Here is a 25203-nt window from a genome sequence, read left to right as displayed (position 1 = left end):
CGGTTGGCCGGAGAATGTACGCACAGCCAGAGTACGTAATCGGACACAAAAATTTTGGCGAGCCAGGTGCGGTAGGGAACTGCATCTGCAAAATGATGGGTGTCGCAAACGGCTGAACCAATTGGAGAGGTTGCCTGCCTTTGGCGTTGGAACGCGCTCTGTTGGATCACCAGTGTCAGGTGGTTTGACCTGCAGAAAAGGCCGTTTCTTTTGACTAAACTCGGCGGCTCAGCTTCTCCGCGGAACAGGCATAAGAACAGAAACCTTGCCAATTACATGCCAATGGATGCATATTTGCTAAGATTTTAGTCATTTTGATTGATCCAAAAAACAGTTTCAGAGGCTGGCCGGGCAGTGAGCGCATCCGCGCTCGACAGTAACCTTTTTGGGGGAAGGGCTGGCATTTTGGCTTGGTTGAAGATTGTTCTGGTTGGTTTTTTCGTTCTTTGCGTTCCTGCCCTCAGTTGGGCAAATATCGGAACCGTAATCAGCGTGAAACAGGGGGCGGACGTGACCCGTGGCGGCAAAACTCTGCCCCTGCGAAATGGCATGGAGGTGTTGTCCGGCGACTCGATCGTCACGGATGCGAATGGCGTGGTTCAGCTTGTCTTTGTGGATGACACGAAGATCGCGGTTGGTCCCAATGCGCGGATGGTTCTGGACGTGAAGATGTTGCGCGGCAACCGCAAGGCCAAGAGCTTTGCTGTCGAGGCGCTGGGCGGAAGCTTCCGGTTCATCTCGGGCAAAAGCAGGAAACGCGCCTACTCCATCAAGACGCCGACGGCCACCATGGCGGTGCGGGGCACGGTATTTGACATGTGGATCGCGCCGGGAAACCAAAGCGCGATGCTCGTGCTGCACGGCACGGTTCAGATGTGTGGCCTCGGCGGCTCTTGCCGATCGACGGGCCGGATTTGCAGCTTGTATGCAACCAGCCAGCGTGGTGCGGTCGGGCGCCCGGTCGACCAGGCGATGTATGATAAGGCCGTGGTCAGCGGTTTTCCTTTCATTCAGTCGCAGAAAGACCTCAAACCGCCTTTGCAGGTGGATGTCGAAGGTTGCTCGGGTGAATCCCAACCTGCGCCGCGCGCAAAATCGGACGCGCCCGAACCGCGCCGGTCCGCTCCGCCGCAGAGGCAGGTCAAGGCAGCGGTTGCCGCGCCGCCCGAACAACCGGATCCGGTCGGGCAGTTCGACAGGTCGGGCGACCGGCCCGAAACTGCCGATGATCGGCGGGATACTGGCGGCGGTGTCTTTGGGTCCGGCGGCGATGGCTAGAGCGTTGTCCATGTCGTTGCTGGCGAGCAGAGGTTGACGTGAGTGTCAGGCAGCACGAGAAAGCCGGACGGCGCCGTGCTTTTCGGCTGGTGGGCTTGGGTCTGATCCTGTTTGGTTGTCTGCTGCGGGTATTGGACCCTTATCCGGTCCGCATGTCCCGGCTGATCTATTTCGACGTGTTGCAGCGGTTGTCCCCGCGCGCCTTCGATCCCGATTTGCCGGTCCGGGTCGTCGATATCGACGAAACGTCGCTCGAGAATTGGGGCCAATGGCCTTGGCCCCGGACCCTGTTGACGCAGATGGTCGAACGTTTGGGCGAGTATGGCGCCGCTTCAATCGCTTTTGACATGTTGTTCGCCGAGCCCGATCGGTATTCACCGTCGCGGCTGCTGAGTGATCCAGCCCTGGCTGACATTCTCAGCGCCAAAGAGGAGGCCGCCCAACTGGACAATGACATCTTGTTCGGGGCCGAGGTTTCGAACTGGCCCGTCGTGATGGGTGTGGCGGCGCGGTTGACCGGGGGGGATCAGGACATTGCCCCGAAGGCCGGGATCGTGGAGATCGGCGAAAACCCGGCCGCCGGGCTGGTGTCCGTGCCCCACTGGACTCCGCTGGCGCCACCGCTGGACCGGGATGCAACCGGGATCGGCGGTGTGAATGTTTCACCTTTGGGCGGCACGGGCGTGGTGCGTCGGGTTCCGGTCTTGTGGCAGGGGCCAAGCGGTGTTCTGCCCGGACTTGGGCTGGAGGCTCTGAGGGTCGCGACGGGCGAGCCGGTGATCTTCATCGAAGGGGCTCAGGGCGAGGCCGGCATCGTCCTGTCGGTCGAATTGGCGGGTCTGGTCCTGCCCACAACGGAAAACGGAGAGGTCTGGGTCAGGTACAGACCGGATGATCCCGGGCTCTACCTGTCGGCCAATGACATACTGCAATCCGCAGACGATTCGGTTCTGCGCAGCCAGATCGAAGGCCGGATCGTATTGATCGGAACGTCGGCGGCAGGTCTGTTCGACATGCATCAGACTGCGTTGGGAGAGTCCGTTCCCGGCGTCTCCATCCACGCCCAAGTCATCGAGCAGGCGCTGCTGGGCGACATGCTGACCCGGTCGGATGTCACCGCCGCCCTCGAGCTTCTGGCTTTCATCATCCTGGGAGTCGTCGTCACGGTCGTCATGTCCAGTTTTGGTGCGGTTGCCTCGTTCATGGCCGGCGGCATCGCGGCGGCCGTGGTTGTCGGGGTCAGTTGGTTGGCGTTTCAGAACCAGTCCGTGCTGTTCGATGCAACCTTCCCGCTTGCCGGCGGGATGGCCAATTTCGGGCTGTTGTCCGGTTATCTGTTCATATCGACCGAGCGGGAAAAGCGGGTGATCCGGCGGATCTTCTCGCACTATGTCGCGCCCGAGATCCTGGACGAGATGGATGCAACCGGACACGAACTGCAACTGGGTGGTGAAACGCAGGAAATCACGGTCATGTTCTCGGACATTCGCGGGTTTACACCATTGTCCGAGCGGGTGTCGGCCACGGACCTGGTCGCGCTGCTCAATGAACTGTTCTCGGTCATCGGAGACCGGATCCTGCACGAAAAAGGCACCATCGACAAATTCATCGGGGATGCGGTCATGGCGTTCTGGAACGCGCCGGTTCCGGTGGAACGGCACCCGCTTCTGGCGGCGCAGGCTGCGTTGCAGATGCGGCGAGCTCTGGCCGAGTTCAACGCATCGGACACGATGCGCGGGCATCCTCCGATCGCATTGGCGACAGGATGCGCCACGGGAATGGCCTGTGTCGGCAACATCGGCTCGCGGCGGCGATTCAACTACACGGTGATCGGAGATGTGGTCAACGTCGCCGCTCGAATCGAGCAAAGTTGCCGCCAGGTCGAATATGACATCCTGATCTCAAGCTCAGTCTCACAGGCCGCTGGCGCCGATCTCGCGATGCTCGAAGCAGGGCTTGTTCATCTGAAAGGCAAGACCGAACTGGAGCCGATTTTTGCTTTGGTCGGTGACAGCGCGTTGGCCCATAGCGCGGATTTCCAGAAGCTGCAGGAGATGCATCAGGATCTGATCACTGCGATACGTGCACGGCGGTCTCACGACGAAATACAGCGCTTGAGCGAAGCCTGCAGCGCCCAAGCAGGCTTGGTCGAACCGGGCCTGCGCGCGTTCTATGCGGCCTTGCCGGGAAGGTCGGCTGATTTCCGGTTCGACATCCGCTCGGGCCAGGCGATGTTCAGTCATCATGGCAACGTGCACCGGTTTCCGGGATGACAGGGACCCATTGCGAGCCGCAGAGTCAAAACGGGCCGCGCCTTTTTTCAAAGGCACGACCCGTTTCGATCGGACAGGGTTCTCAGTCTCGCCCCCTCGAATACTATCTACAAAATCACGAACTAAAACTTCGATACACTCGAGACTGATCCACATTCCCAATCGGGATGACACATTGATGCCCGATTTCAACCGGGGCGACAGTGAAGCAGTTCACATTCGCAGAAACTTTTTACAAATTTCTCCACTCGAAGAATCCGGGCCCGGCACGGTGCAGCAGTTCTGCCGCCACGGCCCGGCCCATTTCCGCTGCGTCCTCCGTCGAACCGGTCCGGCTTTCGGTGATGGCATCCGATCCATCCGGGCGCAGGACCTCGCCGCGTAGGCGCAACTGCCCATCGGCAAGTTCGGCCAGGCCGGCAATCGGAGTTTCGCAGGACCCGTCCAGCGCGGCCAGCAACGTGCGCTCGGCCGCCAAGCGACAGGCCGTTTCAGAGTGATGAATGGCTTCCAGCATCTCGGCGGCCCGGTGGTCGTCCGCGCGGCGTTCGATGCCGATCGTACCCTGCGCGATAGCCGGCAGCATGTCGTCGGGCGAGATCGCGGTGGCAGGGACGTCCTGCATGTTCAGGCGGCGGATGCCGGCCATGGCCAGAAACGTGCATTCGGCCACGCCATCAGCCAGCTTCTTCAGCCGGGTCTGCACGTTGCCCCGGAACTCGACCACGTTCAGATCGGGTCGGCGGTGCAGCAACTGGGCCCGCCGCCGCAGCGACGAGGTGCCGACGACCGCGCCTTCGGGCAGGTCATGGATCGAGTTGAGGCGGGGCGAGATGAAGGCATCGCGCACGTCCTCGCGCGGCAGGAACGTGTCCAGCACCAGCCCCTGCGGCTGTTCGACGGGCATGTCCTTGGTCGAGTGCACGGCGATGTCGATGTCCCCGCCCAGCATCGCCTCTTCGATTTCCTTGGTGAACAGACCCTTGTTGCCGATCTCTTTCAACGGGCGGTCCGCGTCGATCATGGCGCGGTTGTCGCCGGTGGTCTTGATCACCACGATCTCGAACGCCTGTTCCGGCAGATCGAAGGCATCGCACAGCCGCTGACGGGTTTCATGGGCCTGGGCCAGCGCCAGCGGCGAACCACGGGTGCCGATCTTCAGCGGCGATGCGGGGGTGGGCAGGGTCAAAGTCATGGGCACAGCTTTAGTCGCGTCACATTGCCCTGACAATGGGGGCCACGCTTGACATTTTGCCGCTGAAGGCGGACCCGTTGCGCAAACCGGAATAGTGGGGGCTGACATGGCCGAGAACAAGAAACTGCTGCGGGCGCTGGCGGGCGAGGTACTGGACACGCCGCCGATCTGGATGATGCGACAGGCCGGACGCTATCTGCCGGAATACCGCGCGACGCGGGAACAGGCGGGCGATTTCCTGTCGCTGTGCTACACCCCCGATCTGGCGGCCGAGGTGACGTTGCAGCCGATCCGCCGCTATGGGTTCGATGCCGCGATCCTGTTTGCCGACATCCTGCTGGTGCCACAGGCGCTGGGTGCCGATCTTTGGTTCGTCACCGGCGAAGGGCCGCGCCTGTCGACGATCACGCAGCAGTCGGATTTCGATGCGTTGAAGCCGGTTGATGCGATTCACGAGACCCTGTCGCCCGTCTATGAAACCGTGCGCATCCTGTCGCGCGAGCTGCCGTCCGAAACGACCCTGATCGGCTTTGCCGGCGCTCCGTGGACCGTTGCGACATACATGATTGCCGGGCGTGGCACCCCTGATCAGGGCCCTGCCCACGCCCTGCGTGAGGAAAACACCGCGCTGTTCGAGGCGTTGCTGGACCGGATCACCGCGGCCACGATCGAATACCTGTCGGCTCAGATCGAAGCGGGGGCCGAGGTGGTCAAGATTTTCGACAGCTGGGCCGGGTCGCTGAAAGGTGAGGCCTTCACCAAATATGCGGTCGAGCCGTGCCGGATCATCACCCAGGCGCTCAAGGAACGCCACCCGGGCATTCCCGTCATCGGTTTCCCGCGTGAGGCGGGCGAGGGTTATGTCGGTTTCGCAAAGGCCACCGGTGTCGATTGCGTGGCGCTGGACAACTCGGTTGCGCCGGAATGGGCGGCCGAACATGTGCAGGTGGATGGCTGCGTGCAAGGCAACCTGGCCTCGTCGCACATGGTCACCGGCGGGCAGGCGCTGGTGGATGAGACCCGCCGCATCCTGCGCGCCTTTTCCAAGGGGCCGCATATTTTCAATCTGGGTCACGGGATCACGCCGGATGCCGACCCGGAGAACGTGCAGTTGATGATCGACACGGTGCGCGGCGGGTAGGCGGCGCGGGAGGGGGCCAGCCCCCCTTGGCCGTTGGCCAGATGAAGGATGTGTCAGGTCTTTTTGAGAGCCTGAAGTTCGTTCAGAATTTCGATCGTGTGTTGGCCGCGGGTCGGGCTGGGTTTCGGCTGCCATTGATGGGCGGAGAAGCGCGGGGCGGCGGCGGCCTGCAGGGTGCCGTCGGCCGCGCGCCAGGTTTGGCGGGCGGTGTTCATCGGATGGGTTGCGGCCTCGTCGGGGCTGAGCACCGGTGCGACGCAGGCGTCTGAGCCTTCGAACAGTTTGGCCCAATGGTCGCGCGGTTTGGTTTCGAAGATTTCCGCCAGGCGCCGGGTCAGGTCTGGCCAGTGCGTGCTGTTGTATTGTCGCTGGAACGCCGAGTCTTGGGACAGGCCCAGGATTTCCAGGAATTGGGCGTAGAATTTCGGCTCGAGACATTGGACCGAAACAAAGCCGCCATCCGCGCAGGCGTAGGTACGGCTCCAATGCGGGCCGTCCAGCAGGCTCTGGCCGCGCGTGTCGGACAGGTTGCCGGTCTGGCGCAGGCTCATCAGCAGGTTCATCATATGCGCGGACCCGTCGTAGATGGCGGCGTCGACCACCGTGCCTGTGCCCGTTGTGCGCGCGTTCAGCAGCCCGGCCAGTATGCCGGTGACCAGATACATCGCGCCCCCGCCGATATCGCCGACCAGCGTGGCCGGGGTCATCGGCTCGGCGCCCGGTGGTGAGCCGTACCAGAGTGCCCCCGACAGCGCGATGTAGTTCAGATCATGTCCTGCGGTGTCGGAAAGCGGGCTGTCCTGGCCCCAGCCGGTCATGCGGCCATAGACCAGCGCCGGGTTCAGCGCGTGGCAGGCTTCGGGCCCCAGGCCCAGCTTCTCCATCACGCCGGGGCGGAAGCCTTCGATCAACGCATCGGCAGTTGCGATCAGGCGCCGGGCGGTTTCGAGGTCGCCGGGGTCCTTGAGGTCAAGCGCGATCGAGCGCTTGCCCCGGTCCAGCACGGATCGGTCCGGCATGCCGGGTGTGACGGCGCCCCCCTTGCGGTGGATGGTCACGACATCGGCCCCCAGATCCGCCAGCATCATGGCGGCGAACGGGCCGGGGCCAAGACCCTCGATTTCGACAACACGGATTCCGTTCAGCATGAGCAGCACTCCCTCGCGGCGATGCTGGCCGGGGCCCAGCAGGAATGCAAGACCGACCGGCAGCGACGCGGCGTCTGGCATCGGTCTGATCCGGAACGGGAAAAACCAGCAAACACATCGGAATACTTGCCAGCTTGGGGCCAGCGGCGTAGCGTGCTGTCCGGGGTGGATCAGCGAGGGGTAGGATGCGTCTTTGGATCACGATCAGTGCCGCCATGGTCTTGGCGGTTCTGGTGGCAATCATCCTTCTGCTGCACCCGCCCGGCGACCTGCGCATGGCAGCCGGACCGGCGGGTGGTGCCTATATCGAAGTGGCGCAGGACTACTCCGATATCCTTGCTGAGGATGAGGTTCGGCTCGAGATCGTCGAAACCGCAGGGTCTGTCGAAAATGCGCGTCTCCTGGAAGACGGGGCTGTGGATGTGGCCTTCTTGCAGGGCGGCATCGAAGTTGACCCGGATCGGGCGCAGGCCATCGGGACCGTGTTTTTCGAGCCGATGATTTTCATGGCGCGCGAGGATGCGTGGATTCCGCCCAATCCCGCGTTATGGCGTGGGTTGAGCATCAACAGCGGTGCGCCCGGGTCCGGCACCGCGGACGCATTCCGCGACTTCGAGCGCGCGGTCGGGCTGGCCCAAGAGGATAACGTGCATGTTGCACTGCCCTATGACCAGGCGGCCGACGCCTTGCTGGACGGAACGTTGGACATCGCCGTCTTTGTTGCGCCGATCGAAGCCCCCTACCTGCTGGCCGCGTACGAGGTGCCGGGACTGAAGGTGCTGAACCTTGAACATGTCGAGGCGATTTCGCGTCGTTTGTCCTATGCCACTGTGGTGACCGTACCGACCGGAGGTATGTCGCTGAACCCGGTTCTGCCGCCGCGCCCGGTAGATCTGATCGCTCTCGAGGCGCGACTGGTTGTGCGGCCGGGACTGCATCCGGCGTTGGTCAACCGGCTGACGATGGCGGCGATAGCCTTGCACGAGGCTCAGGGCATCATCAATGACCCCGGGGCCTTTCCGGGGATCGAAGGGACCGCATTGCCCCTCAACAACACTGCGCGGCAACTGATACTTGAAGGGCCATCCACCTGGCATGATTGGTTGCCTTACTGGGTGGCGGCGCAGGTCAATCGGGTTTTCCTTCTGTTCCTGCCGTTCTTTTTCATCGTCCTTCCGCTGGTCCGGTTGTTGCCGCGCATCTACGCCTATTTCCAACGATGGCGTGTCTGGCAGCACTACCCGGAAATTCGTCTGATCGAACAGGACCTGGCCGACAACCCTTCCGCGGAAGACCTCGTGCGGATGCAAGGCCAGTTGCAGGTGCTGGACGAAAAGCTGGCGGACCTAAGGCTGCCAGCGGCCTACCGGCAAGGGCAGTATGATGCCCGTCTGCATCTGGAACTGGTGCAGAAACGGATCGCCGACATGCGGGCTCAGGATGCCGGGGGCGGCGGATAATGTGTGGAACACGGTTGCCGCAACGGCAGTTCGTGGATAGGTCTTTGGTCGAATACCAGGCAATTAAAAAAGGGGGGTGGTCCCATGCAAATGAGTGACACGCGTGAAATTCAGGCGGCGCCGTCCGATGTCTATGCGGCCCTGCTGGACCCCGAGGTGCTGAAAGCCTGCGTACCCGGTGCGCAAGAGGTTTCGGGCAATCCGACGGACGGTTACGAGGCGACCGTGGTGCAGAAGGTCGGGCCGGTAAAGGCCACGTTCAAAGGCACCGTCACGATGTCCGACATGGTTGAGGGTCAAAACCTGACCATCGCCGGTGAGGGCAAAGGCGGGGCTTCGGGTTTTGCAAAGGGCAGCGCCAGTGTCACGTTCAGCGCCAGTGACAGCGGTGGAACGGTTCTGGCCTATGACGTGGACGCCAAGGTTGGCGGCAAGCTGGCGCAGCTAGGCAGCCGTTTGATCGACGGCTTTGCCAAAAAGATGGCTGACCAGTTCTTCTCGAACCTTCAGCAGCATTTTGAAGGCCCTGCAGAGCCAGAAGAGGGCGGCGAAGACACCCCCGAGGGGGAAAAGAAAGGCTGGCTGGGTCGCCTGACCGGGCGCGAGTGAAACCTGCGTTTGCGCGCAGAGGACTGTGCGGATTTGGTCTGTTCGGCAATCCTCTGGCGCGATACTGTCCCGGCCAGAACTGGGAAAACGCATGACGACAATTCTCTCGATCAAGGATCTGCGCAAAACCTATGCCGGCGGGTTCGAAGCGCTGAAAGGCGTATCGCTGGACATCGAAGAGGGCGAGATCCTGGCCCTGCTCGGCCCGAACGGGGCGGGAAAGACAACCCTGATCTCGACGGTTTGCGGGATTACCACGCCCACGTCTGGGACCGTCACAGTAGGGGGGCACGACATCCTCACGGACTTTCGTGCAGCCCGGCGCATGATCGGCCTCGTGCCGCAGGAAATTGCGCTGGAGCCGTTCGAGAAGGTCTGGAACACCGTACGGTTTTCACGCGGTCTGTTCGGCTATGGGCAGGACAGCGCGCGGATCGAGGAGATTCTGCGTAAGTTGTCGCTGTGGGACAAGCGCAAGAACGCGATCAAGGAATTGTCGGGCGGCATGAAGCGGCGGGTTCTGATCGCCAAGGCTCTGGCGCACGAGCCGCGGGTGCTGTTTCTGGATGAACCCACCGCCGGCGTTGATGTCGAACTGCGCAAGGATATGTGGGCCATCGTCGACGAGTTGAAGGCTGCCGGTGTCACCATCATTCTGACCACCCACTACATCGAAGAGGCCGAAGCCATCGCCGACCGGATCGGTGTGATCGACAAGGGCGAACTGATGCTGGTGCAGGACAAAAACACCTTGATGGCGCAGATGGGCAAGAAGCAGATCGAGGTCATGCTGACCCGCACGATCTCGGACATTCCCGGCAGTCTGGCCCACCACAATCTGGTGCTGAACGGGCAGGGCGATGCGCTGATCTATACCTACGACACCAATGCCGATCGCACTGGCATCACCACTTTGCTGAATGACGTGGCAGAGGCGGGGCTGGTGTTGCGTGACGTTCAGACCCGGCAATCGAGCCTGGAAGAGATTTTCGTCAACCTCGTGTCCGGAGATGCCGCATGAACTGGTCCGCCATCGCCGCCATCTACCGGTTCGAAATGGCCCGGTTCTTCCGCACCCTCGCGCAGAGCTTTCTGTCACCGGTTCTGTCGACCTCGCTGTACTTCGTGGTGTTTGGCACTGCCATCGGCAGTCGCATCCAGGAGGTCGAGGGCGTCTCCTACGGCGCCTTCATCGTGCCGGGGCTGATCATGCTGTCGGTGGTGATGCTGTCGATCTCGAACGCGTCCTTTGGCATCTATTTCCCCAAGTTCCTGGGCACGATCTACGAACTGCTCTCGGCTCCGGTGAATTTCATCGAGATCGTGATCGGCTATGTGGGCGCCGCCGCGACTAAGGCGTTGTTCGTGGGATTGGTGATCCTGACCACCGCCACGTTCTTCGTGGACATCCGCATCGAGCACCCCTTCGCGATGGCCGCCTTTCTGATCCTGTCCTGCCTCAGCTTTTCCCTGCTGGGCTTCATCATCGGGATCTGGGCCAGCAATTTCGAACAGATGTCGTTGGTACCGCAGCTGGTTGTGACGCCTCTGATCTTTCTGGGCGGCACGTTCTACTCGATTTCGATGCTGCCGCCGGTGTGGCAGACGATCTCGTTGTTCAACCCGGTGGTCTATTTGATCTCGGGCTTTCGCTGGTCGTTTTACGGGCTTTCGGACGTGCCCATTCTGCTTAGCCTTCTGGCGATCCTGGCCTTTACCGGCTTCTGCCTGGCGGTCATCGGTTGGATCTTCAAAACCGGGTGGCGCATCCGCAACTAGGGCGTTGCATTTTTGCCGTGGCTGAACAGGATTTTGGTTCACGTCACGTTCATGGCAGGTGGGGTCCCTTGTTTAAGGGGCGGGCGCACTCTACATCGGCACCCATGAAACTCAGCCTGCCGTTTCTCAACAAGCAGCCAACCGTGGCTGTCGTTCGCCTGTCCGGAGCCATTGGAATGGCTGGCCGAGCCTCGCTGAACGATGCCTCTTTGGCACCGGTTCTGGAAAAAGCCTTCCGCAAGGGAAAACCTGCCGCCGTCGCGCTCGAGATCAATTCGCCGGGCGGATCGCCGGTGCAAAGCTCGCTGATCGGTGCGCGGATCCGACGGTTGGCCGACGAGTTCAAGGTGCCAGTCCATGCCTTTGTCGAGGACGTGGCGGCCTCGGGTGGTTATTGGCTTGCGGCTTCGGCGGACGAGATCTGGGCGGATGACAGCTCGGTTCTGGGGTCGATCGGGGTCATCTCCTCGGGGTTCGGAGCCCATGTTTTTCTGGCCCGTCAGGGGATCGAGCGGCGCGTGCACACCGCCGGGAAATCCAAATCGATGCTGGACCCGTTCTCTCCGGAGAAAGAAGAGGATGTCGCGCGTCTCAAGGGGCTTTTGGAGGACATCCACCAGAATTTCATTGCCTATGTGAAAGCTCGGCGCGGCAGTCGCTTGGACGAGGCCGCCGATCTGTTTACCGGTGAAATCTGGCTGGCGCGGCGTGCGCATGAACTTGGGCTGATCGACGGCATCGCGCATCTGAAGCCAAGGATGCAGGAAGTGTTTGGCGACAAGGTCAAATTCCGGCGCTACGGGTTGCGCCGACCGATCTGGTCGCGTTTCGGAACGGACATGGCGCAGGACGCCATTTCCCTGCTCGAGGAGCGCGCGGCCTACGCGCGCTTTGGTATGTGACGTGATCGTCAAGGTCGTCATTCTGTTTCTGGTTGCCATGGGGGTCCTGGCGATGTTCGGAAAGCTGCGCTTTCCCGGTCAACAGCGATTGAATTCCGCGAAATGTCCGCGCTGCGGTCGGTTCCGGATCGGCAAGGGCCCCTGCACATGTGAGCAAGGAGGGCGTCGATGACGGCCTGGCTGCTTTCCGGTCTTGGCTTGTTGATCCTGCTGTTGGCCGGTGACGCGCTGGTGCGGGGTGCGGTAAATCTCAGCCTGCGCCTGGGTGTTCCCGCCCTGATCGTCAGCCTGACGATCGTGGCCTTCGGCACCTCGGCACCTGAGCTTCTGATCGCCATCAAGGCCATCGAGGAAAATGCGCCCGGTATCGCGCTGGGCAATGTCGTCGGTTCGAACACGGCCAACATCCTGCTGGTCTTGGGTTTGCCGGCCTTGCTGGCCACGATCCACAGCAGCGAATGCAACACGCGCAGAAACTACATCTTCATGTTGCTGGCCTCGGTTCTGTTCATCGGTTTGGCCTTTTGCGGGGAATTCAACCTGTTCAGCGGGGCAATCCTGCTGGCGGGATTGGCTCTGATCCTGCTCAACGCCTTCCGAGAAGCGCACGCGCATCGCAACTCCTGCTCGGAAGAGCAGGACCTGGAAACGCTGGAAGAGGCCGACCCGGACATGCCGTACTGGAAGGTGTCGCTGTATCTGGTGCTGGGGCTGATTGGCCTGCCGATGGGCGCGCACCTTCTGGTCGACAACGCGACCATCATTGCGCGGACCTACGGGGTCAGTGAAACGGTGATCGGGTTGACGCTGGTCGCGGTCGGAACCTCGCTTCCCGAACTGGCGACCACCGTCATGGCCGCGTTGCGCCGGCAGGCCGATGTTGCTCTGGGCAACGTCATCGGTTCGAACATGTTCAACCTTCTGGGCATTGTCGGTATCGCCACGCTGTTCGGGCGCATCCCCGTGGACCCCGAATTCCTGCAATTCGATCTTTGGGTCATGCTGGGCTCGTCCTTGCTGCTGATCCCGTTCGTTTTCTTCAAGCAAGACATCACCCGGGTCTGGGGGTTCATATTGACACTGCTTTACGTCACATACGTCGTGATCCTGTTGGCCTGATCTGACTGAAAGGAGTCCCTTCATGACCCGAGCACTGGTGACCGGCGCCGGCATTCGACTGGGGCGGGCCATGGCGTTGTATCTGGCGAAACGTGGCATGGACGTTGCCGTGCATCACGCAACCTCGGGCGCTGCCGCTGCCGAGACCGTGTCCGAGATCCAGTCGATGGGCCGCAATGCCGTGGCGCTGCAGGCCGATCTGCTGGACGAGGATCAGGTGCAGACCCTTTTGCCGCGCGCGGCCGAGGCGCTGGGCGGTCCGATCACCTGTCTGGTCAACAATGCGTCGATCTTCGAATACGACAACATCCGCACTGCCACCCGGCAAAGCTGGGATCGCCACATGGACAGCAACCTGCGCGCGCCCTTCGTGCTGACGCAGGCCATGGCAAGCCAGGGTCTGGAACCCGAGATGGATGAGAATGACGAACCCGTCGCGACCGGCTTGATCGTGAATATGGTCGACATGCGGGTGCGCAAACTGACGCCTGAGTTCATGTCCTACACCATCGCCAAGATGGGGCTATGGGCATTGACCCGGACGGCGGCCCAGGCACTGACGCCAGCCATTCGCGTCAATGCCATTGGGCCGGGTCCAACCCTGCAGGGACATCGGCAAAGCCCCCAGCACTTCAAGACGCAACGCGAAAACACGGTCCTGGAACGCGGTGCAAACCCGTCGGATATCAACGCGGCCCTTGGGTATTTTCTGGACGCACATGCGGTCACGGGCCAGCTTTTGTGCGTTGATGGCGGCCAGCATCTGGGCTGGCAAACGCCTGATGTAGTGGGCCTTGAATAGGTATTGGCCCTGCAAGTTTTGCACCGCTCTCGATCCTGTTACAGGTTCGTTACAAAAATGTCTTTTTTTCATACACTTGTAAAGCGATAATAAAAATATCGTTTAGAATCAATATGTTAAAATTGTGCCTATTTATTGTGCAACGCAGTGAAAACACAAGGATTCAAGGAAAAATCACGGTGCAGGGAAAGTTGTCCGCACAGTTATCCACAAGAATCGTGGATTTGTTTTCTCTTGATCTGAGGCGCGCAAGATTGCAGCCACGGTCAGAGAATCGTATCTCTCTCTCATGACTGCCGACAGCGCCTCTCAATCCCAGCCTCAGCCGACCGGCTATGCCTGCATCCAGAAATACGTGAAGACGCTGGACAGTTCACCGGGTGTCTATCGGATGCTGGATGCGGACAGCCGGGTTCTGTATGTCGGAAAGGCGCGCAACCTGCGGGCGCGGGTGTCGAACTACACCCGCCCGGGCCATTCCGGCCGGATCGAGCGGATGATCGCCTCGACCGCGTCGATGATGTTCCTGACCACTCGGACCGAGACCGAGGCGCTGCTGCTGGAGCAGAACCTGATCAAGCAGCTCAAGCCCAAGTACAACGTGCTGCTGCGCGACGACAAAAGCTTTCCCAACATTCTGGTGGCCAAGGACCATCCATTTCCGCAGATCAAGAAGCATCGTGGGGCCAAGAAAGACAAAGGTGCCTATTTCGGCCCCTTCGCCAGTGCGGGCGCGGTGAACCGCACGCTGAACCAGCTGCAGAAGGCGTTTCTGTTGCGCAATTGCTCGGATTCGATGTTCGACAGCCGCACACGGCCCTGCCTGCTCTATCAGATCAAGCGGTGCTCGGGGCCGTGCGTGGGCATGATCTCGCAGGCCGACTATGCCGAAAGCGTACGCGACGCCGAGCGGTTCCTGTCCGGACGCTCGACCCGAATCCAAGAGGAACTGGCCGCGCAGATGCAAGAGGCCTCGGACGCGATGGAGTTCGAGCGCGCCGCCGCCCTGCGCGACCGGATCCGCGCGCTGACGCAGGTGCAGACGGCGCAGGGCATCAACCCGCGCGGCGTGGCCGCGGCGGATGTGATCGGCCTTTATATGGACAGCGGTCAGGCCTGCGTTCAGGTGTTTTTCATCCGTGCCAACCAGAACTGGGGCAACCGCGATTTCTATCCGCGCGTCGGCCCCGACGTCTCGCCGGCCGAGGTGATGGAGGCCTTTCTGGGCCAGTTCTACGACAACAAGGAACCGCCGCGCCAACTGATCCTGTCGGACGGGATCGAAAACGCGGATCTGATGCAGCAGGCCCTGTCGGAAAAGGCCGGTCGCAAGGTCGAGATATTGGTGCCACAACGGGGAGAAAAACTCGAACTGGTCTCGGGCGCGCTGCGCAACGCGCGCGAGGCGCTGGCGCGGCGCATGTCGGAAAGCGCGACGCAGGCCAAGCTGCTGCGCGGCCTGGCCGAGGCCTTTGATCTGGACGCGCCGCCGAACCGGATCGAGGTCTATGACAACTCGCATATCCAGGGCACCAACGCGGTGGGCGCGATGATCGTGGCCGGGCCCGAGGGGTTCATGAAGAACGCCTATCGCAAGTTCAACATTCGCGGAGACGACCTGACGCCGGGCGACGATTTCGGCATGATGAAAGAGGTTCTGACCCGCCGCTTCACCCGCCTGCTGAAAGAGGACCCCGACCGCGACAAGGGCCTGTGGCCCGATCTGCTGCTGATCGACGGGGGTGCGGGGCAAGTGAGCGCCGTGCATGAGATCATGCAGGCGCACGGGGTCGAGGACATCCCCATGGTCGGCGTCGCCAAGGGCGTCGATCGCGACCACGGCAAGGAAGAGTTCCACCGCATCGGCCAGCGCCCCTTTGCCCTGAAACGCAACGACCCGGTTCTGTATTTCATTCAGCGGCTACGGGACGAGGCGCACCGCTTTGCCATCGGCACCCACCGCGCCAAACGGGCCAAGGCGATGGGGGCGACGCCTCTGGATGAAATCCCGGGCGTAGGCGCGGCCCGCAAACGCGCCCTGCTGGCACATTTCGGCAGCGCAAAGGCGGTCAGCCGCGCCAATCTGGCAGATCTGAAGGCGGTGGACGGGGTCTCGGCCGGTCTAGCGCAGAAGGTCTACGATTTCTTTCACGACAAGGGCTGAGGCCGCTGGCGCCCGCGCCACAGAATGTACAGGCCCGAGGCCACGATCAGCGCGCTGCCCAGGCACATGGTCTGGTCCAGACGTTCGTCGAAGATCAGCACGCCCAACCCGATGCCGAACAGTAGGCGGGTATAGCGAAACGGGGTCACGGCCGACACTTCGCCCGTCCGCATGGCCAGCATCAACGAAGCATAGGCCACCGCGCCCATCACCACGGCTCCGGTCAGGTGCAGGGCGGTTTGGGCGTCCACGGGCACCGCGGCGGTGCCTTCGAAAGCCCGATACAGACCACCTGCGACGACAATTGACAGAAAGCCGTAAAACCCAAGAACGGTGGTGCCCAGCGTGGCCGGGGCCGCGCGGCTGGCCAGATCGCGGCCGGCAAAGCCCAGCATTCCCAGCACCGCAAGAATGGACAGGGCCGAGAAACTGTCTCCGGTTGGCTGGATGATGATCACCACTCCGATCAGTCCGACCAGAATGGCGCTCCAGCGGCGCCAGCCGACGGTTTCCCCGAAGAACAGCGCGGCACCCGCCACCACGACCAGCGGCGTGGCCTGCAGGATCACCGTGGCCGAGGACAGCGGCGTCAGGGCGATGGCCAGCACATAGAACAGGCGGCCGAAGACTTCGAACAGCACCCGGATCTTCATCGGCTTGGACAGGACATCGGGGTGCAGCAACCGCCGCCCCTGAATCAACGCGGCCCCGGCGAAAACCAACGCGCCGCCCAGCCCGAACAGCACCAGAACCTGCCAGATGGGCAGCACATTGGCGGCACTTTTCAACAGCGCGTCCTCCAGGGCGAAGCCGGCCATGGCCGCGATCATCCAGGCGCTGCCGATCAGGTTGGCGCGCGCGTCGATTCTGATATGTGAGGTCACGGGGCGGATCTTTCCTGGTGTGCCGATACCCGCGCAACCTGACCCGTTCTTCACGCTGCGCCAAGGGGGAAACGGTCATCGATCCTCCGCCTGCGACGGTCTGACCTGTCGTGGCCCAAACACCTGTGTTCTTAACAGTTTTTTGTCGTGCCGTCTTTTCTGTTCCCGGCCATGGTTGTAGGGTCCAGCGCATGAAGTGGAACCTGCCGAATATTCTGACTTTGCTGCGCCTTCTGGCCGCACCCGGCCTGGCGGTGATGTTTCTGTATTTCACGCGGCCCTATGCCGATTGGTTCGCGCTGATCCTGTTCCTGTCCGCGGCCATAACCGATTGGTTCGACGGCTATCTGGCGCGCGCTTGGAAGCAGGAAACCAAGATGGGCGCGATGCTGGACCCGATCGCCGACAAGGCGATGGTGGTGATCGCACTGATGATCCTGGTCGGCTATTCGACCGAGCACTGGACGCCCTGGCTGGTGCTACCCGCCACCGTGATCCTGTTCCGCGAGGTCTTCGTCTCGGGCCTGCGCGAGTATCTGGGCGACGTGGCCGGAACGCTCAAGGTCACCAAGCTGGCCAAATGGAAGACGACCGCGCAGATGGTGGCGATCGCCGTGCTGTTTTCGCAGGGCATATTCGAGCACTATTTCGTCATGTCCACCTTCGGCATGGATACCGACCTGATCGACCAGATCCTGTCGGGCCAGGTCGAGGACATCTCGGGCCTGCAATGGAAGCTGGATGGCATGTTCTGGTCGGGCCGCATCGGGTTGTGGCTGCTGTGGATCGCGGCGACGCTGACATTGATCACCGGCTACGACTACCTACGTAAAGCTATGCCCCATCTGAAGGAGGGCTGACGCATGGATGTCCTGTATTTCGCCTGGGTCCGCGAGCGGATCGGCGTGCCGAAGGAAAAGGTCGAAACTACTGCGGCCACGGTCTCCGATCTGGTGGCGGAACTCAGCGCCCGCGAAGACCGCTATGCCGCAGCCTTTGCCGACATCTCCGCCCTGCGGGTCGCGCTGGATCAGGAGCTGTCGGATTTCGACGCGCCGCTGGCCGGCGTCCGCGAAGTGGCCTTTTTCCCGCCCATGACCGGTGGATAAGGCAATGCGGATCTCCGTCCAGCAAGAGCCGTTCGATCTGGGGGCCGAGGCCAATGCCTTTGCCGCAGGTGACACGGCCAATGGCGCCATCGTCACCTTTACCGGTGTCGTGCGAGATCTGGCGCAGACCGATCTGGCCTGCATGGAGATCGAGCATTATCCCGGCATGACCGAACGTGCCATCGCCAAGATCGCCGAGGAAGCCAAAAACCGTTGGTCTCTGGGCGATGTTCTGGTGATCCATCGCCACGGGAGGCTGGCCCCGGGTGACCGGATCATGATGGTCGCAACGGCGGCCCCGCACCGCAAGAATGCGTTCGAGGCTGCCGAATACCTGATGGACTACTTAAAATCCCGCGCCCCGTTCTGGAAAAAGGAAATCACAGGTTCGGGCGCGGAGTGGGTTGCCGCCAAGGACGAGGACGAGGACGCGCTGTCGCGCTGGTAAGCCTCAATCGGCGTTGTTGATCCGGCCGCGCAATTCCTCGGCTTCCTGGCGGGCAGCGCGCAGCCCGTCCATAGCCGCGGCCAGCTCGGCCTCGGTCTGGGTCAGCTGGTTGGTCAGCTCGGCCTCACGCTGCTGCAAATAGGTGATCGCCTGATCGCGGGTTTCCTCGGCCTCGTGCAACTCCTGGCTCATGCGGTCCAGATCGGCCACGTCGGATTGGCGCACGCGCGACAGGCGGTGCACCAGCCAGTTGGCGAACCAGCCCATGCAGAAGGCGGCGAACAGGATGACGGCGGTGGCGATGATGAATTCGGTTCTGTTCAACTTACTGGTCCCCTGCATCCGTTTCGGATGCTTCTTCTTCTGTTGGCGCAGGTTCGGTTGCGCTTGTCTGGGTCTCCAACGCTTCCAGACCGGTTTCCTGATTGGCGACCGGCTCGGGCCGGATCAGGCGGAATTCGATGCGCCGGTTTTTCTCGCGCCCGTCTTCGGTGTCATTGTCTGCAATCGGCTGCGTCTCACCATATCCTGCGGCCGAGTAGCTTTTGGTCGGCACCCGACGGGCGCGCAATTCGTTCAGGATGGACTGGGCGCGTGACTGGCTCAGCTGCTGGTTCATCTCTTCGCGGCCCTGGCTGTCGGTATGACCCTGGATTTCAATCCGGATCGGTCCGCATTCGCGCAGGATTTCGGCAATCTGATTCAGACTGTCGCGGGATTCAGACGAGACCGTAGCCGACCCGGGCTCGAACGTGATCTTGCGGGTTTCCTGAACCTCGGCGATGCGACTTTCGCACTGCTCCGGGTCTGGCAGCGCGTCTTCGGGTTCGGGCGGGGGCTGATAGGTGATCGACAGGTCAAAATCCTGCGCATCGCCCAACTTGTCTGACAGCAGGCCAGCGATCTGTGCCTTGGCGTCCTCATCGTGGCTGACGCCAGTCAACTCGACCTTGTCAGGCGTTACGGTCAGCACGCCGTTGTTCAGCCAGGACAGGGATTCCAGCCCCGCCAGAACGCGCACGGGCCAGTCCTGCGGCATCTGGTCGACCACGCGGGCGGCACTGTGAACCTGATCGGATCCGAAGGCAGCCCGGGCATAGCTGTCGATCATGTCGCGCTGTAAATCATCGCCCAGACGGCCGCGCAGTTGTACCAGACCTTCCGGGCTGCGGGTGGCGGTGAATTCCACAGGTCCGGCCTGTTCGTTGTTTTCGGGTTCAGGCAGAACCGCGTGCAGGGCAAACACTTCGGGCAGGGCGTTTTCCAACTCGCCCACGACCTTGTCGAAGGTGGCCGGGCTGGTGTTCGGTTCAGCAATCAGCGTGATGTCGGCATCCGACATCGTGACCGATCCTTGACCGATCTCGGACAAAGCCCGGATACTCAGTTCAGCGGCCTGCGCCCATCGGGGCGATGGCACACCCAGGCCGATCGTGCAGGTATAGGGCCCTGACAGGCCGGCATCCTGCGCGGCCGCTACAATGGTGTCGCGCGCCTTTTCATCCTGTGCCGAACAGGCGTCGAACTGGCCGCCTTCCTCCGAAATCAGGTAGCGCAGGGTGAACGGAGTGATCACCGGGCGCGGTGCCGAAATCGCCAGACCGATGCGCAAGCTGGGCGGCGCGGCGCGTGTCAGTTCCTGTTCCAGCCGTTCTTTTTCCTGCTGGCTGTCAGCGATGGCAGTGATCTTGACCAGGTCGGGGCTGGCGGAAACCTTGGCTCGCGGCAGCTTGGACAGGGCAAGGATGGCATAGGATATCGCGTCGTCCCAGCCTTTGGGTTTCTTGTAGTCTGCGGTTTCCAGCAGGTCCGACACCCGCGCCTGGGGGTCCAGCTTCTGCAGCCGGGCCATCAGTGCGTTGCGATCCACGCTGGCCGGAACCAACCCGATCACGGAAATGCCGCTGTCGTTCCGGAGAATTTCGGCTGAGAATTTGGGCGGAGTCAGGTCAGCCGTCGGGGCAATGTCCATCTCGTCGATCACCCGAGAGGTGTCGACCTGTGTACCGGCCGCGGTCAGCGCGTTGAATCGGGTGGCCTCGTCCGGGGCAGTACCGGTCAGCACAACGCGCAGCCCATCCGCCTGCACTTCGGCCCACTCATGGCCCTGCATGCTCAGTGCATTTCGAACGGCAGTTTCCGAGGTTTCTTCGATCTTGGTCACCGCGAATCCGGCGGCCAACAGGCAGACCCCCGCCGACACGACAAAGATCAGGGCTGATGTCAGGAAATACGGCAAGCGCATGAGCGGTTTCTTATCTCCTCGGGCCATTGGGCGGGACTCTTACAGGCACCGGTACCGAGGTGCAATCAGAGGAGCAATGCGACGCAAAGGAAGATGAGCGGAATAAGGCCGGTGTCCCGGTTGGCGCGAAACAGTTGCAGCAGCTTCGCGTTGTCTTCGATGTCCAGCCCGCGCAGTTGCCACGCCATGTGCCACCCCATTGCCCAAGGTCCACCGATGGCCACGACCAGCGCCAGCACGCTGGAATTGGGCAGCGCGGCCTCGACGATGGCAAGCCCCATCAGCGCCACGGTCGCCACAAGGAAATACTTCAGCCATTTCGCGGTGTCGGTCCCGAACAGGCGCGCGGTGGACTTGATGCCGATCAGCTCGTCATCCTCTGCGTCCTGGTGGGCATAGATCGTGTCGTAGAACAGCGTCCAGGCGATGCCCGACAGGTACAGCAGGATCGCGGGCCATTCGACCGTGCCGCGATGCGCCGCCCAGGCCAGCAGGGCGCCCCAGTTGAAGGCCAGCCCCAGAAACACCTGCGGCCACCAGGTGAAGCGCTTGGCATAGGGGTAGATCGTCACCGGCAGCAGCGACAGGACGCCCATCGCGATGGCCGCCTGGTTGAAGGTCAGCAGGATCGCCAGCGCCAGAAGGCACTGGAGGCCCATCCAGATCACCGCCTGCCGCACGCTGACCTGACCCGAGGGGATGGGCCGCGAGCGTGTGCGTTCAACCTTCGCGTCGAACTTGCGGTCGGTGATGTCATTCCAGGTGCAACCAGCGCCACGCATCAGAAAGGCCCCGGCCGCGCACCCAACGGCAATCCACAGATCGCCCCAGCGCGGCTGACCGTCATGCAGGATCGCCAGCGCCAGGCCCCACCAGCACGGAATCAGCAGCAGCCACGTCCCGATCGGCCGGTCCGCGCGCGACAGCCGCAGATAGGGGCGGGCAAAGGCCGGGGCGCGGGTATCGACCCAGTTGCCGGTAACGGCGTCGGCGACCTGACCGTCTGGTGTTGGGGCATTGCCTTGCATATGTAGGGTCTCATGAGTGCGAAGATCAGGCTGTATGTAGATCACCCTTTGGGTGCGGGGCAATCGGTTCCTTTGACGCGCGAGCAGGCCCATTACCTGTTCGGCGTGATGCGTCTGGCCGTGGGCGGGCAGGTGGGCCTGTTCAACGGCCGCGATGGCGAGTGGCTGGCGCAGGTGGCCGAGGCGGGCAAGCGGGGCGGTACTCTGAGTTGTCTTGAACAAACCCGGCCACTGCAACTGCCGCCGGACCTTTGGCTGCTGTTTGCCCCGATCAAGAAGGCCCGAACCGATTTCATCGTCGAAAAGGCGGCCGAGATGGGGGCCGCGAAGATCATGCCGGTGCAGACTGCCTTCACCAATTCCGAACGCATCCGGCAGGACCGGCTGCAGGCCCATGCGGTCGAGGCGGCCGAGCAATGCGGCGGCACCTTCGTGCCCGAGGTCTGCGACCTGCAGCGGCTGGACAAGCTGTTGGACAACTGGCCCGACGACCGCCAGCTGATGTTCTGCGACGAGGCCGAGGCCGGATCGGCCCTGCGCCTGGCCGCGCAGGACAAGGGCCTGCCGTGGGCCATCCTTATCGGCCCCGAGGGCGGGTTCTCCGATACCGAGCGCCAGCGGCTGAAAGATCTTCTGTTCACGCATGTGGTCAGCCTGGGGCCGCGCATCTTGCGGGCTGACACGGCGGCGGTCGCCGCGATGACCCTGTGGCAACAGGCGCTGGGGGATTGGTCCTGATGTGGCGGTTGGCGCAGCAACAGGACGTTCCGGCGATCGAACGGTTTCTTCTGGACCATGTGCAAAGCTCGATGTTCGCGCTGGCCAACCTGCGAGTGTTCGGCCTGAACGCACCTGCACCGCGCGCGATGAGCATGTGGATGCTGGGCGACCCGCTGCGCGGCGTGTTCGGCATCACCAACGAAGGCATGATCCTGCCGCAATGCCCGGATCTGCCCGAGGCCGGCCTGGCCGAGGCAGCGGACCTGATCCGGGGCCGCACGGGCATTGGGTTGGCGGGCGAGGCCACGCAAGCCCGCCGGTTTCTGCGACAGGCCGGATGGCAGGACCGCGCCGCCCGTCTGGACCGGGATGAGCCCTCTTTTGCGCTGGACTTGCGCGACCTGATCGTTCCACCAACGGAAAACGCAAGGCTGGTGCCTCTGTCTGACGGCGACCGCAGCCTGCTGATCCGCTGGCGCGAGGCCTATCACTTGGAATCTTTGGGCACCGACCCGGGCATGGCCCGCAAGGCTGCGCAGAAAGACATCGACGGATATATTCAGCGCGACTCGCACCGGCTGTTGATGGTCGACGGCCACCCCGTCAGCATGACGGGCTTCAATGCCACGTTGCCCGAGATCGTCCAGATCGGCGGCGTATTTACGCCGCCCGCGCTGCGCGGGCGAGGCTATGCCCGCACCGCCGTCGCCCTGCATCTGGCCGAAGCGCGGGCCGCGGGAGTGCGCAAGGCCGTTCTGTTTGCGGCTTCAAACGCCGCCGTGCGTGCTTATGTTGCGATTGGGTTTGCCCCTGCCGGGACCTTTTCACTGGTCCTGTTCAGCGATCAGATGGAGGCCGCGTCATGAGTTTCATCCGACCCGAAGCCAAACTGGCCCTGTGGCGCTGGCGCGAGGTGCTGGCCGCCGGGTTCGTTCTGATCCTTGGCCTCAGCTGGATCGGCGGTCCGGGCGGGTTGCTGGGCTGGCTGGGCTGGGTGCTTGTGCTGGTCTCGGTCGCGCTGGCCGTGATCGGCGTACAGCGCGCGCGGTTCCGGCTGGGCGCGGGCGGGCCGGGCGTGGTGTCGGTGGATGAGGGGCAGATCGCCTACCTGGGGCCGCTGGACGGCGGCATCGTCGCCACCCGCGAAATCGAGAGCCTGACTCTGGACCCTACCGCCAGCCCCGCGCATTGGGTGCTGCAGCAGCCCGGCCAGCCGCCGCTTCACATTCCCGTGAATGCCGAGGGTGCCGAGGCGCTGTTCGACGTGTTCTCGGCCCTGCCGGGGCTGCGGACCGAGCGGATGCTGTCGGAACTCAAGGGCGGGGCGTCGCATCCGGTGGTCATCTGGGAACGCCATCCCTCGCGCCCGGCACACATCCGGTTGAACTGACGGTGCATTGACACCGGGGGAGATTGCGACCACCACTGACCCCCACGACTCGACACTTCAGGATCGGAGCACGGTTCATGTCCATTCCTCAGTCCGGCGGCGGGCCGATCGAACGCCACGAACAACTGGCCGAATACCTGGCCGATGGCTGCAAACCCAAAAGCGAATGGCGCATCGGGACCGAGCACGAGAAATTCGGCTATTGCAAGGACACGCTGAAGCCGCTGCCCTATGAAGGCGAACGCTCGATCCTGGCGGTACTGCAGGGGCTGCGCGACGGGCATGGCTGGACCCCCGTGGAAGAGGCGGGCAAGCTGATCGGGCTGGAAAAGGACGGGGCCAACGTCTCACTGGAACCGGGCGGGCAGCTGGAGCTGTCAGGCGCGCCACTGGAGACCATCCACGAGACCTGCGACGAGGTGAACGCGCATCTGCGCGACGTGAAGGACATTGCCGACAAGATCGGCGTAGGCTTCATCGGGCTGGGCGCCGCGCCGATCTGGAAGCACGAGGACATGCCGCTGATGCCCAAGGGCCGGTATGTCCTGATGAACGACTACATGGAAAAGGTCGGCGACATGGGCCGCGCCATGATGCGCCGGACCTGCACGGTGCAGGTCAACATTGATTTCGGGTCCGAGGCGGACATGGTGCAGAAGCTGCGCGTAGCGCTGGCCCTGCAACCGGTGGCGACCGCGCTGTTTGCCAACTCGCCCTTCTTCGAGGGCAAGCCCAATGGCCACAAAAGCTGGCGCAGCTACATCTGGCGGCATCTGGATGACGCGCGCACCGGCATGCTGCCCTTCGTGTTCGAGGACGGCTTCGGGTTCGAGCGCTACGTGGAATATGCCTTGGATGTGCCGATGTACTTCGTCTATCGCGACGGCAAATATATCGATGCGCTGGGCATGTCGTTCCGCGATTTTCTGCAGGGCAAGCTGCCCGCGCTGCCGGGCGAGACGCCGACGCTTTCGGATTGGGCCGATCACCTGACCACCGCTTTCCCCGAGGCGCGGATCAAGAAATTCATGGAAATGCGCGGGGCCGACGGCGGCCCGTGGCGCCGTCTGTGCGCGCTGCCCGCCTTCTGGGTGGGGCTGACCTATGACCAGTCCGCGCTGGATGCCGCATGGGATCTGGTCAAAGGCTGGGACGCCGAAACCCGCGAGGGGCTGCGCGTCGCCGCGGCCCGGGACGGGCTGCAGGCGCAGGTCGGCGGCATCAACATGCACGATCTGGCGCGCGAGGTGGTGGCCATCGCCGATTCCGGCCTGAAGGCGCGGGCGCGGCCGGGTGCGGGTGGTCTCGTCCCGGACGAGACGCATTTCCTGAACGCGCTTAAGGAAAGCATCCAGTCCGGCAAGGTGCCGGCCGATGAACTGCTCGAGCATTATCACGGCGACTGGCAGGGCGATCTGGCGCGGATCTACCCCGAATACAGCTACTGACCGCGACCTGTTGCAATTAGGGGCCTGTTAGCCACATTCCCGGATCGCGCCTTGTTCGGCG

General features: G+C 62.6%; 24 protein-coding genes. 18 read left to right on the top strand and 6 right to left on the bottom strand.

The genetic code is table 11. The features are described from left to right. Window positions 1-492: 492 nt before the first annotated feature. Both ACR0BA_RS13885 and ACR0BA_RS13880 read left to right on the top strand, forming a co-directional pair. Window positions 493-1278 carry a FecR family protein gene (locus ACR0BA_RS13885; RefSeq protein ID WP_260063961.1) on the top strand — a complete coding sequence of 262 codons (786 nt, stop codon included), beginning with the start codon at window positions 493-495 and terminating at the stop codon, window positions 1276-1278. A gap of 38 nt (window positions 1279-1316) precedes the next feature. Next, window positions 1317-3551, top strand: coding sequence for a CHASE2 domain-containing protein (locus ACR0BA_RS13880; protein ID WP_480728460.1), 2235 nt, complete (start codon window positions 1317-1319; stop codon window positions 3549-3551). Between the two features lie 232 nt (window positions 3552-3783). Here ACR0BA_RS13880 and hemC read toward each other — a convergent pair whose 3' ends face one another. Then, window positions 3784-4746: a hydroxymethylbilane synthase gene (gene hemC / locus ACR0BA_RS13875; protein WP_480728459.1), complete on the bottom strand. Its 963-nt coding sequence runs from the start codon at window positions 4744-4746 to the stop codon at window positions 3784-3786. Between the two features lie 106 nt (window positions 4747-4852). Between hemC and hemE the strand changes: the two genes are divergently transcribed. Continuing rightward, window positions 4853-5887 (top strand): uroporphyrinogen decarboxylase, encoded by a 1035-nt coding sequence (gene hemE / locus ACR0BA_RS13870; protein WP_170372378.1) that lies wholly within the window; start codon window positions 4853-4855, stop codon window positions 5885-5887. Between the two features lie 53 nt (window positions 5888-5940). Here the strand turns inward: hemE and ACR0BA_RS13865 are convergent, their stop codons facing one another. Further along, window positions 5941-7035: a CaiB/BaiF CoA transferase family protein gene (locus ACR0BA_RS13865; protein WP_480728637.1), complete on the bottom strand. Its 1095-nt coding sequence runs from the start codon at window positions 7033-7035 to the stop codon at window positions 5941-5943. 185 nt (window positions 7036-7220) lie between these two features. On the opposite strand from ACR0BA_RS13865, the gene ACR0BA_RS13860 reads away from it, so the two are divergent. The 8 genes from ACR0BA_RS13860 (at window position 7221) to uvrC (ending at window position 15870) form a co-directional block, all read left to right on the top strand. Further along, complete coding sequence (locus ACR0BA_RS13860) at window positions 7221-8495, top strand: TAXI family TRAP transporter solute-binding subunit (RefSeq protein ID WP_480728458.1); 1275 nt, start codon at window positions 7221-7223, stop codon at window positions 8493-8495. 84 nt (window positions 8496-8579) lie between these two features. Then, window positions 8580-9104, top strand: a complete 525-nt coding sequence (locus tag ACR0BA_RS13855) for an SRPBCC family protein (protein WP_480728456.1) — start codon at window positions 8580-8582, stop codon at window positions 9102-9104. A 91-nt stretch (window positions 9105-9195) separates the two neighbouring features. Beyond that, window positions 9196-10125 carry an ABC transporter ATP-binding protein gene (locus tag ACR0BA_RS13850; RefSeq protein WP_170343068.1) on the top strand — a complete coding sequence of 310 codons (930 nt, stop codon included), beginning with the start codon at window positions 9196-9198 and terminating at the stop codon, window positions 10123-10125. Continuing rightward, on the top strand, window positions 10122-10883 hold the full coding sequence (locus tag ACR0BA_RS13845; protein ID WP_480728455.1) for an ABC transporter permease: 762 nt from the start codon (window positions 10122-10124) through the stop codon (window positions 10881-10883). Before ACR0BA_RS13850 ends, ACR0BA_RS13845 begins: the two co-directional genes overlap by 4 nt. 104 nt (window positions 10884-10987) lie before the next feature. Continuing rightward, window positions 10988-11785, top strand: a complete 798-nt coding sequence (locus tag ACR0BA_RS13840; protein WP_170342352.1) for a S49 family peptidase — start codon at window positions 10988-10990, stop codon at window positions 11783-11785. 168 nt (window positions 11786-11953) lie between these two features. Beyond that, on the top strand, window positions 11954-12904 hold the full coding sequence (locus tag ACR0BA_RS13835; protein WP_170342350.1) for a calcium/sodium antiporter: 951 nt from the start codon (window positions 11954-11956) through the stop codon (window positions 12902-12904). Window positions 12905-12926: 22 nt separating this feature from the next. Next, on the top strand, window positions 12927-13706 hold the full coding sequence (locus ACR0BA_RS13830; protein ID WP_170342348.1) for an SDR family oxidoreductase: 780 nt from the start codon (window positions 12927-12929) through the stop codon (window positions 13704-13706). Between the two features lie 289 nt (window positions 13707-13995). Next, complete coding sequence (gene uvrC, locus ACR0BA_RS13825) at window positions 13996-15870, top strand: excinuclease ABC subunit UvrC (protein WP_480728453.1); 1875 nt, start codon at window positions 13996-13998, stop codon at window positions 15868-15870. Here the strand turns inward: uvrC and ACR0BA_RS13820 are convergent. Continuing rightward, window positions 15855-16700 carry a DMT family transporter gene (locus tag ACR0BA_RS13820; RefSeq protein WP_480728635.1) on the bottom strand — a complete coding sequence of 282 codons (846 nt, stop codon included), beginning with the start codon at window positions 16698-16700 and terminating at the stop codon, window positions 15855-15857. The two genes, uvrC and ACR0BA_RS13820, sit on opposite strands and share 16 nt — an antisense overlap. A gap of 245 nt (window positions 16701-16945) precedes the next feature. On the opposite strand from ACR0BA_RS13820, the gene pgsA reads away from it, so the two are divergent. Genes pgsA through ACR0BA_RS13805 form a run of 3 tightly spaced genes read left to right on the top strand, consistent with a single transcriptional unit; the run spans window position 16946 to window position 18311 of the window. Continuing rightward, window positions 16946-17614, top strand: coding sequence for a CDP-diacylglycerol--glycerol-3-phosphate 3-phosphatidyltransferase (pgsA, locus tag ACR0BA_RS13815; protein ID WP_480728452.1), 669 nt, complete (start codon window positions 16946-16948; stop codon window positions 17612-17614). Between the two features lie 3 nt (window positions 17615-17617). Then, a complete protein-coding gene (gene moaD, locus ACR0BA_RS13810; RefSeq protein WP_170359984.1) occupies window positions 17618-17863 on the top strand; it encodes a molybdopterin converting factor subunit 1 in 246 nt (81 codons plus the stop codon). A 4-nt stretch (window positions 17864-17867) separates the two neighbouring features. Next, entirely contained in the window at window positions 17868-18311 is a 444-nt protein-coding gene (locus tag ACR0BA_RS13805) for a molybdenum cofactor biosynthesis protein MoaE (RefSeq protein WP_480728450.1), read from the top strand. A gap of 3 nt (window positions 18312-18314) precedes the next feature. Here the strand turns inward: ACR0BA_RS13805 and ACR0BA_RS13800 are convergent, their stop codons facing one another. The 3 genes from ACR0BA_RS13800 to ubiA form a co-directional block, all read right to left on the bottom strand. Next, window positions 18315-18635, bottom strand: coding sequence for a hypothetical protein (locus ACR0BA_RS13800; RefSeq protein WP_093963571.1), 321 nt, complete (start codon window positions 18633-18635; stop codon window positions 18315-18317). 1 nt (window position 18636) lies between these two features. After that, a complete protein-coding gene (locus tag ACR0BA_RS13795; protein WP_480728448.1) occupies window positions 18637-20556 on the bottom strand; it encodes an OmpA family protein in 1920 nt (639 codons plus the stop codon). 65 nt (window positions 20557-20621) lie between these two features. After that, window positions 20622-21584 (bottom strand): 4-hydroxybenzoate octaprenyltransferase, encoded by a 963-nt coding sequence (gene ubiA / locus ACR0BA_RS13790; RefSeq protein ID WP_480728447.1) that lies wholly within the window; start codon window positions 21582-21584, stop codon window positions 20622-20624. Between the two features lie 12 nt (window positions 21585-21596). Between ubiA and ACR0BA_RS13785 the strand changes: the two genes are divergently transcribed. From ACR0BA_RS13785 to ACR0BA_RS13770, 4 genes are all read left to right on the top strand, one after another. Beyond that, entirely contained in the window at window positions 21597-22322 is a 726-nt protein-coding gene (locus ACR0BA_RS13785) for a 16S rRNA (uracil(1498)-N(3))-methyltransferase (protein WP_480728445.1), read from the top strand. Then, entirely contained in the window at window positions 22322-23170 is an 849-nt protein-coding gene (locus ACR0BA_RS13780) for a GNAT family N-acetyltransferase (protein ID WP_480728443.1), read from the top strand. The genes ACR0BA_RS13785 and ACR0BA_RS13780 overlap by 1 nt, the downstream gene beginning before the upstream one ends. Next, a complete protein-coding gene (locus tag ACR0BA_RS13775; RefSeq protein ID WP_170343048.1) occupies window positions 23167-23694 on the top strand; it encodes a hypothetical protein in 528 nt (175 codons plus the stop codon). Before ACR0BA_RS13780 ends, ACR0BA_RS13775 begins: the two co-directional genes overlap by 4 nt. 77 nt (window positions 23695-23771) lie before the next feature. Then, complete coding sequence (locus ACR0BA_RS13770; protein WP_480728441.1) at window positions 23772-25142, top strand: glutamate--cysteine ligase; 1371 nt, start codon at window positions 23772-23774, stop codon at window positions 25140-25142. The last annotated feature ends 61 nt before the right edge of the window (window positions 25143-25203 follow it).

It is taken from the genome of Ruegeria sp. CI5 (assembly GCF_056536885.1).
The sequence above is the reverse complement of the archived record's forward strand: the minus strand, read 5'-3'. Positions and strand labels throughout refer to the sequence as shown.

Bases quoted from the DNA above. Each gene is read 5' to 3' on its own strand.
- ACR0BA_RS13780 (WP_480728443.1), top strand. From the start codon at position 22,322: ATGTGGCGGTTGGCGCAGCAACAGGACGTTCCGGCGATCGAACGGTTT.
- ACR0BA_RS13820 (WP_480728635.1), bottom strand. From the start codon at position 16,700: ATGATCGCGGCCATGGCCGGCTTCGCCCTGGAGGACGCGCTGTTGAAA.
- ACR0BA_RS13785 (WP_480728445.1), top strand. From the start codon at position 21,597: ATGAGTGCGAAGATCAGGCTGTATGTAGATCACCCTTTGGGTGCGGGG.
- ACR0BA_RS13860 (WP_480728458.1), top strand. From the start codon at position 7,221: ATGCGTCTTTGGATCACGATCAGTGCCGCCATGGTCTTGGCGGTTCTG.
- hemC (WP_480728459.1), bottom strand. From the start codon at position 4,746: ATGACTTTGACCCTGCCCACCCCCGCATCGCCGCTGAAGATCGGCACC.
- ACR0BA_RS13840 (WP_170342352.1), top strand. From the start codon at position 10,988: ATGAAACTCAGCCTGCCGTTTCTCAACAAGCAGCCAACCGTGGCTGTC.
- moaD (WP_170359984.1), top strand. From the start codon at position 17,618: ATGGATGTCCTGTATTTCGCCTGGGTCCGCGAGCGGATCGGCGTGCCG.
- ACR0BA_RS13835 (WP_170342350.1), top strand. From the start codon at position 11,954: ATGACGGCCTGGCTGCTTTCCGGTCTTGGCTTGTTGATCCTGCTGTTG.
- ACR0BA_RS13795 (WP_480728448.1), bottom strand. From the start codon at position 20,556: ATGCGCTTGCCGTATTTCCTGACATCAGCCCTGATCTTTGTCGTGTCG.
- ACR0BA_RS13850 (WP_170343068.1), top strand. From the start codon at position 9,196: ATGACGACAATTCTCTCGATCAAGGATCTGCGCAAAACCTATGCCGGC.
- ACR0BA_RS13845 (WP_480728455.1), top strand. From the start codon at position 10,122: ATGAACTGGTCCGCCATCGCCGCCATCTACCGGTTCGAAATGGCCCGG.
- ACR0BA_RS13805 (WP_480728450.1), top strand. From the start codon at position 17,868: ATGCGGATCTCCGTCCAGCAAGAGCCGTTCGATCTGGGGGCCGAGGCC.
- ACR0BA_RS13775 (WP_170343048.1), top strand. From the start codon at position 23,167: ATGAGTTTCATCCGACCCGAAGCCAAACTGGCCCTGTGGCGCTGGCGC.
- ACR0BA_RS13770 (WP_480728441.1), top strand. From the start codon at position 23,772: ATGTCCATTCCTCAGTCCGGCGGCGGGCCGATCGAACGCCACGAACAA.
- uvrC (WP_480728453.1), top strand. From the start codon at position 13,996: ATGACTGCCGACAGCGCCTCTCAATCCCAGCCTCAGCCGACCGGCTAT.
- pgsA (WP_480728452.1), top strand. From the start codon at position 16,946: ATGAAGTGGAACCTGCCGAATATTCTGACTTTGCTGCGCCTTCTGGCC.
- hemE (WP_170372378.1), top strand. From the start codon at position 4,853: ATGGCCGAGAACAAGAAACTGCTGCGGGCGCTGGCGGGCGAGGTACTG.
- ACR0BA_RS13865 (WP_480728637.1), bottom strand. From the start codon at position 7,035: ATGCTGAACGGAATCCGTGTTGTCGAAATCGAGGGTCTTGGCCCCGGC.
- ACR0BA_RS13830 (WP_170342348.1), top strand. From the start codon at position 12,927: ATGACCCGAGCACTGGTGACCGGCGCCGGCATTCGACTGGGGCGGGCC.
- ACR0BA_RS13855 (WP_480728456.1), top strand. From the start codon at position 8,580: ATGCAAATGAGTGACACGCGTGAAATTCAGGCGGCGCCGTCCGATGTC.
- ubiA (WP_480728447.1), bottom strand. From the start codon at position 21,584: ATGCAAGGCAATGCCCCAACACCAGACGGTCAGGTCGCCGACGCCGTT.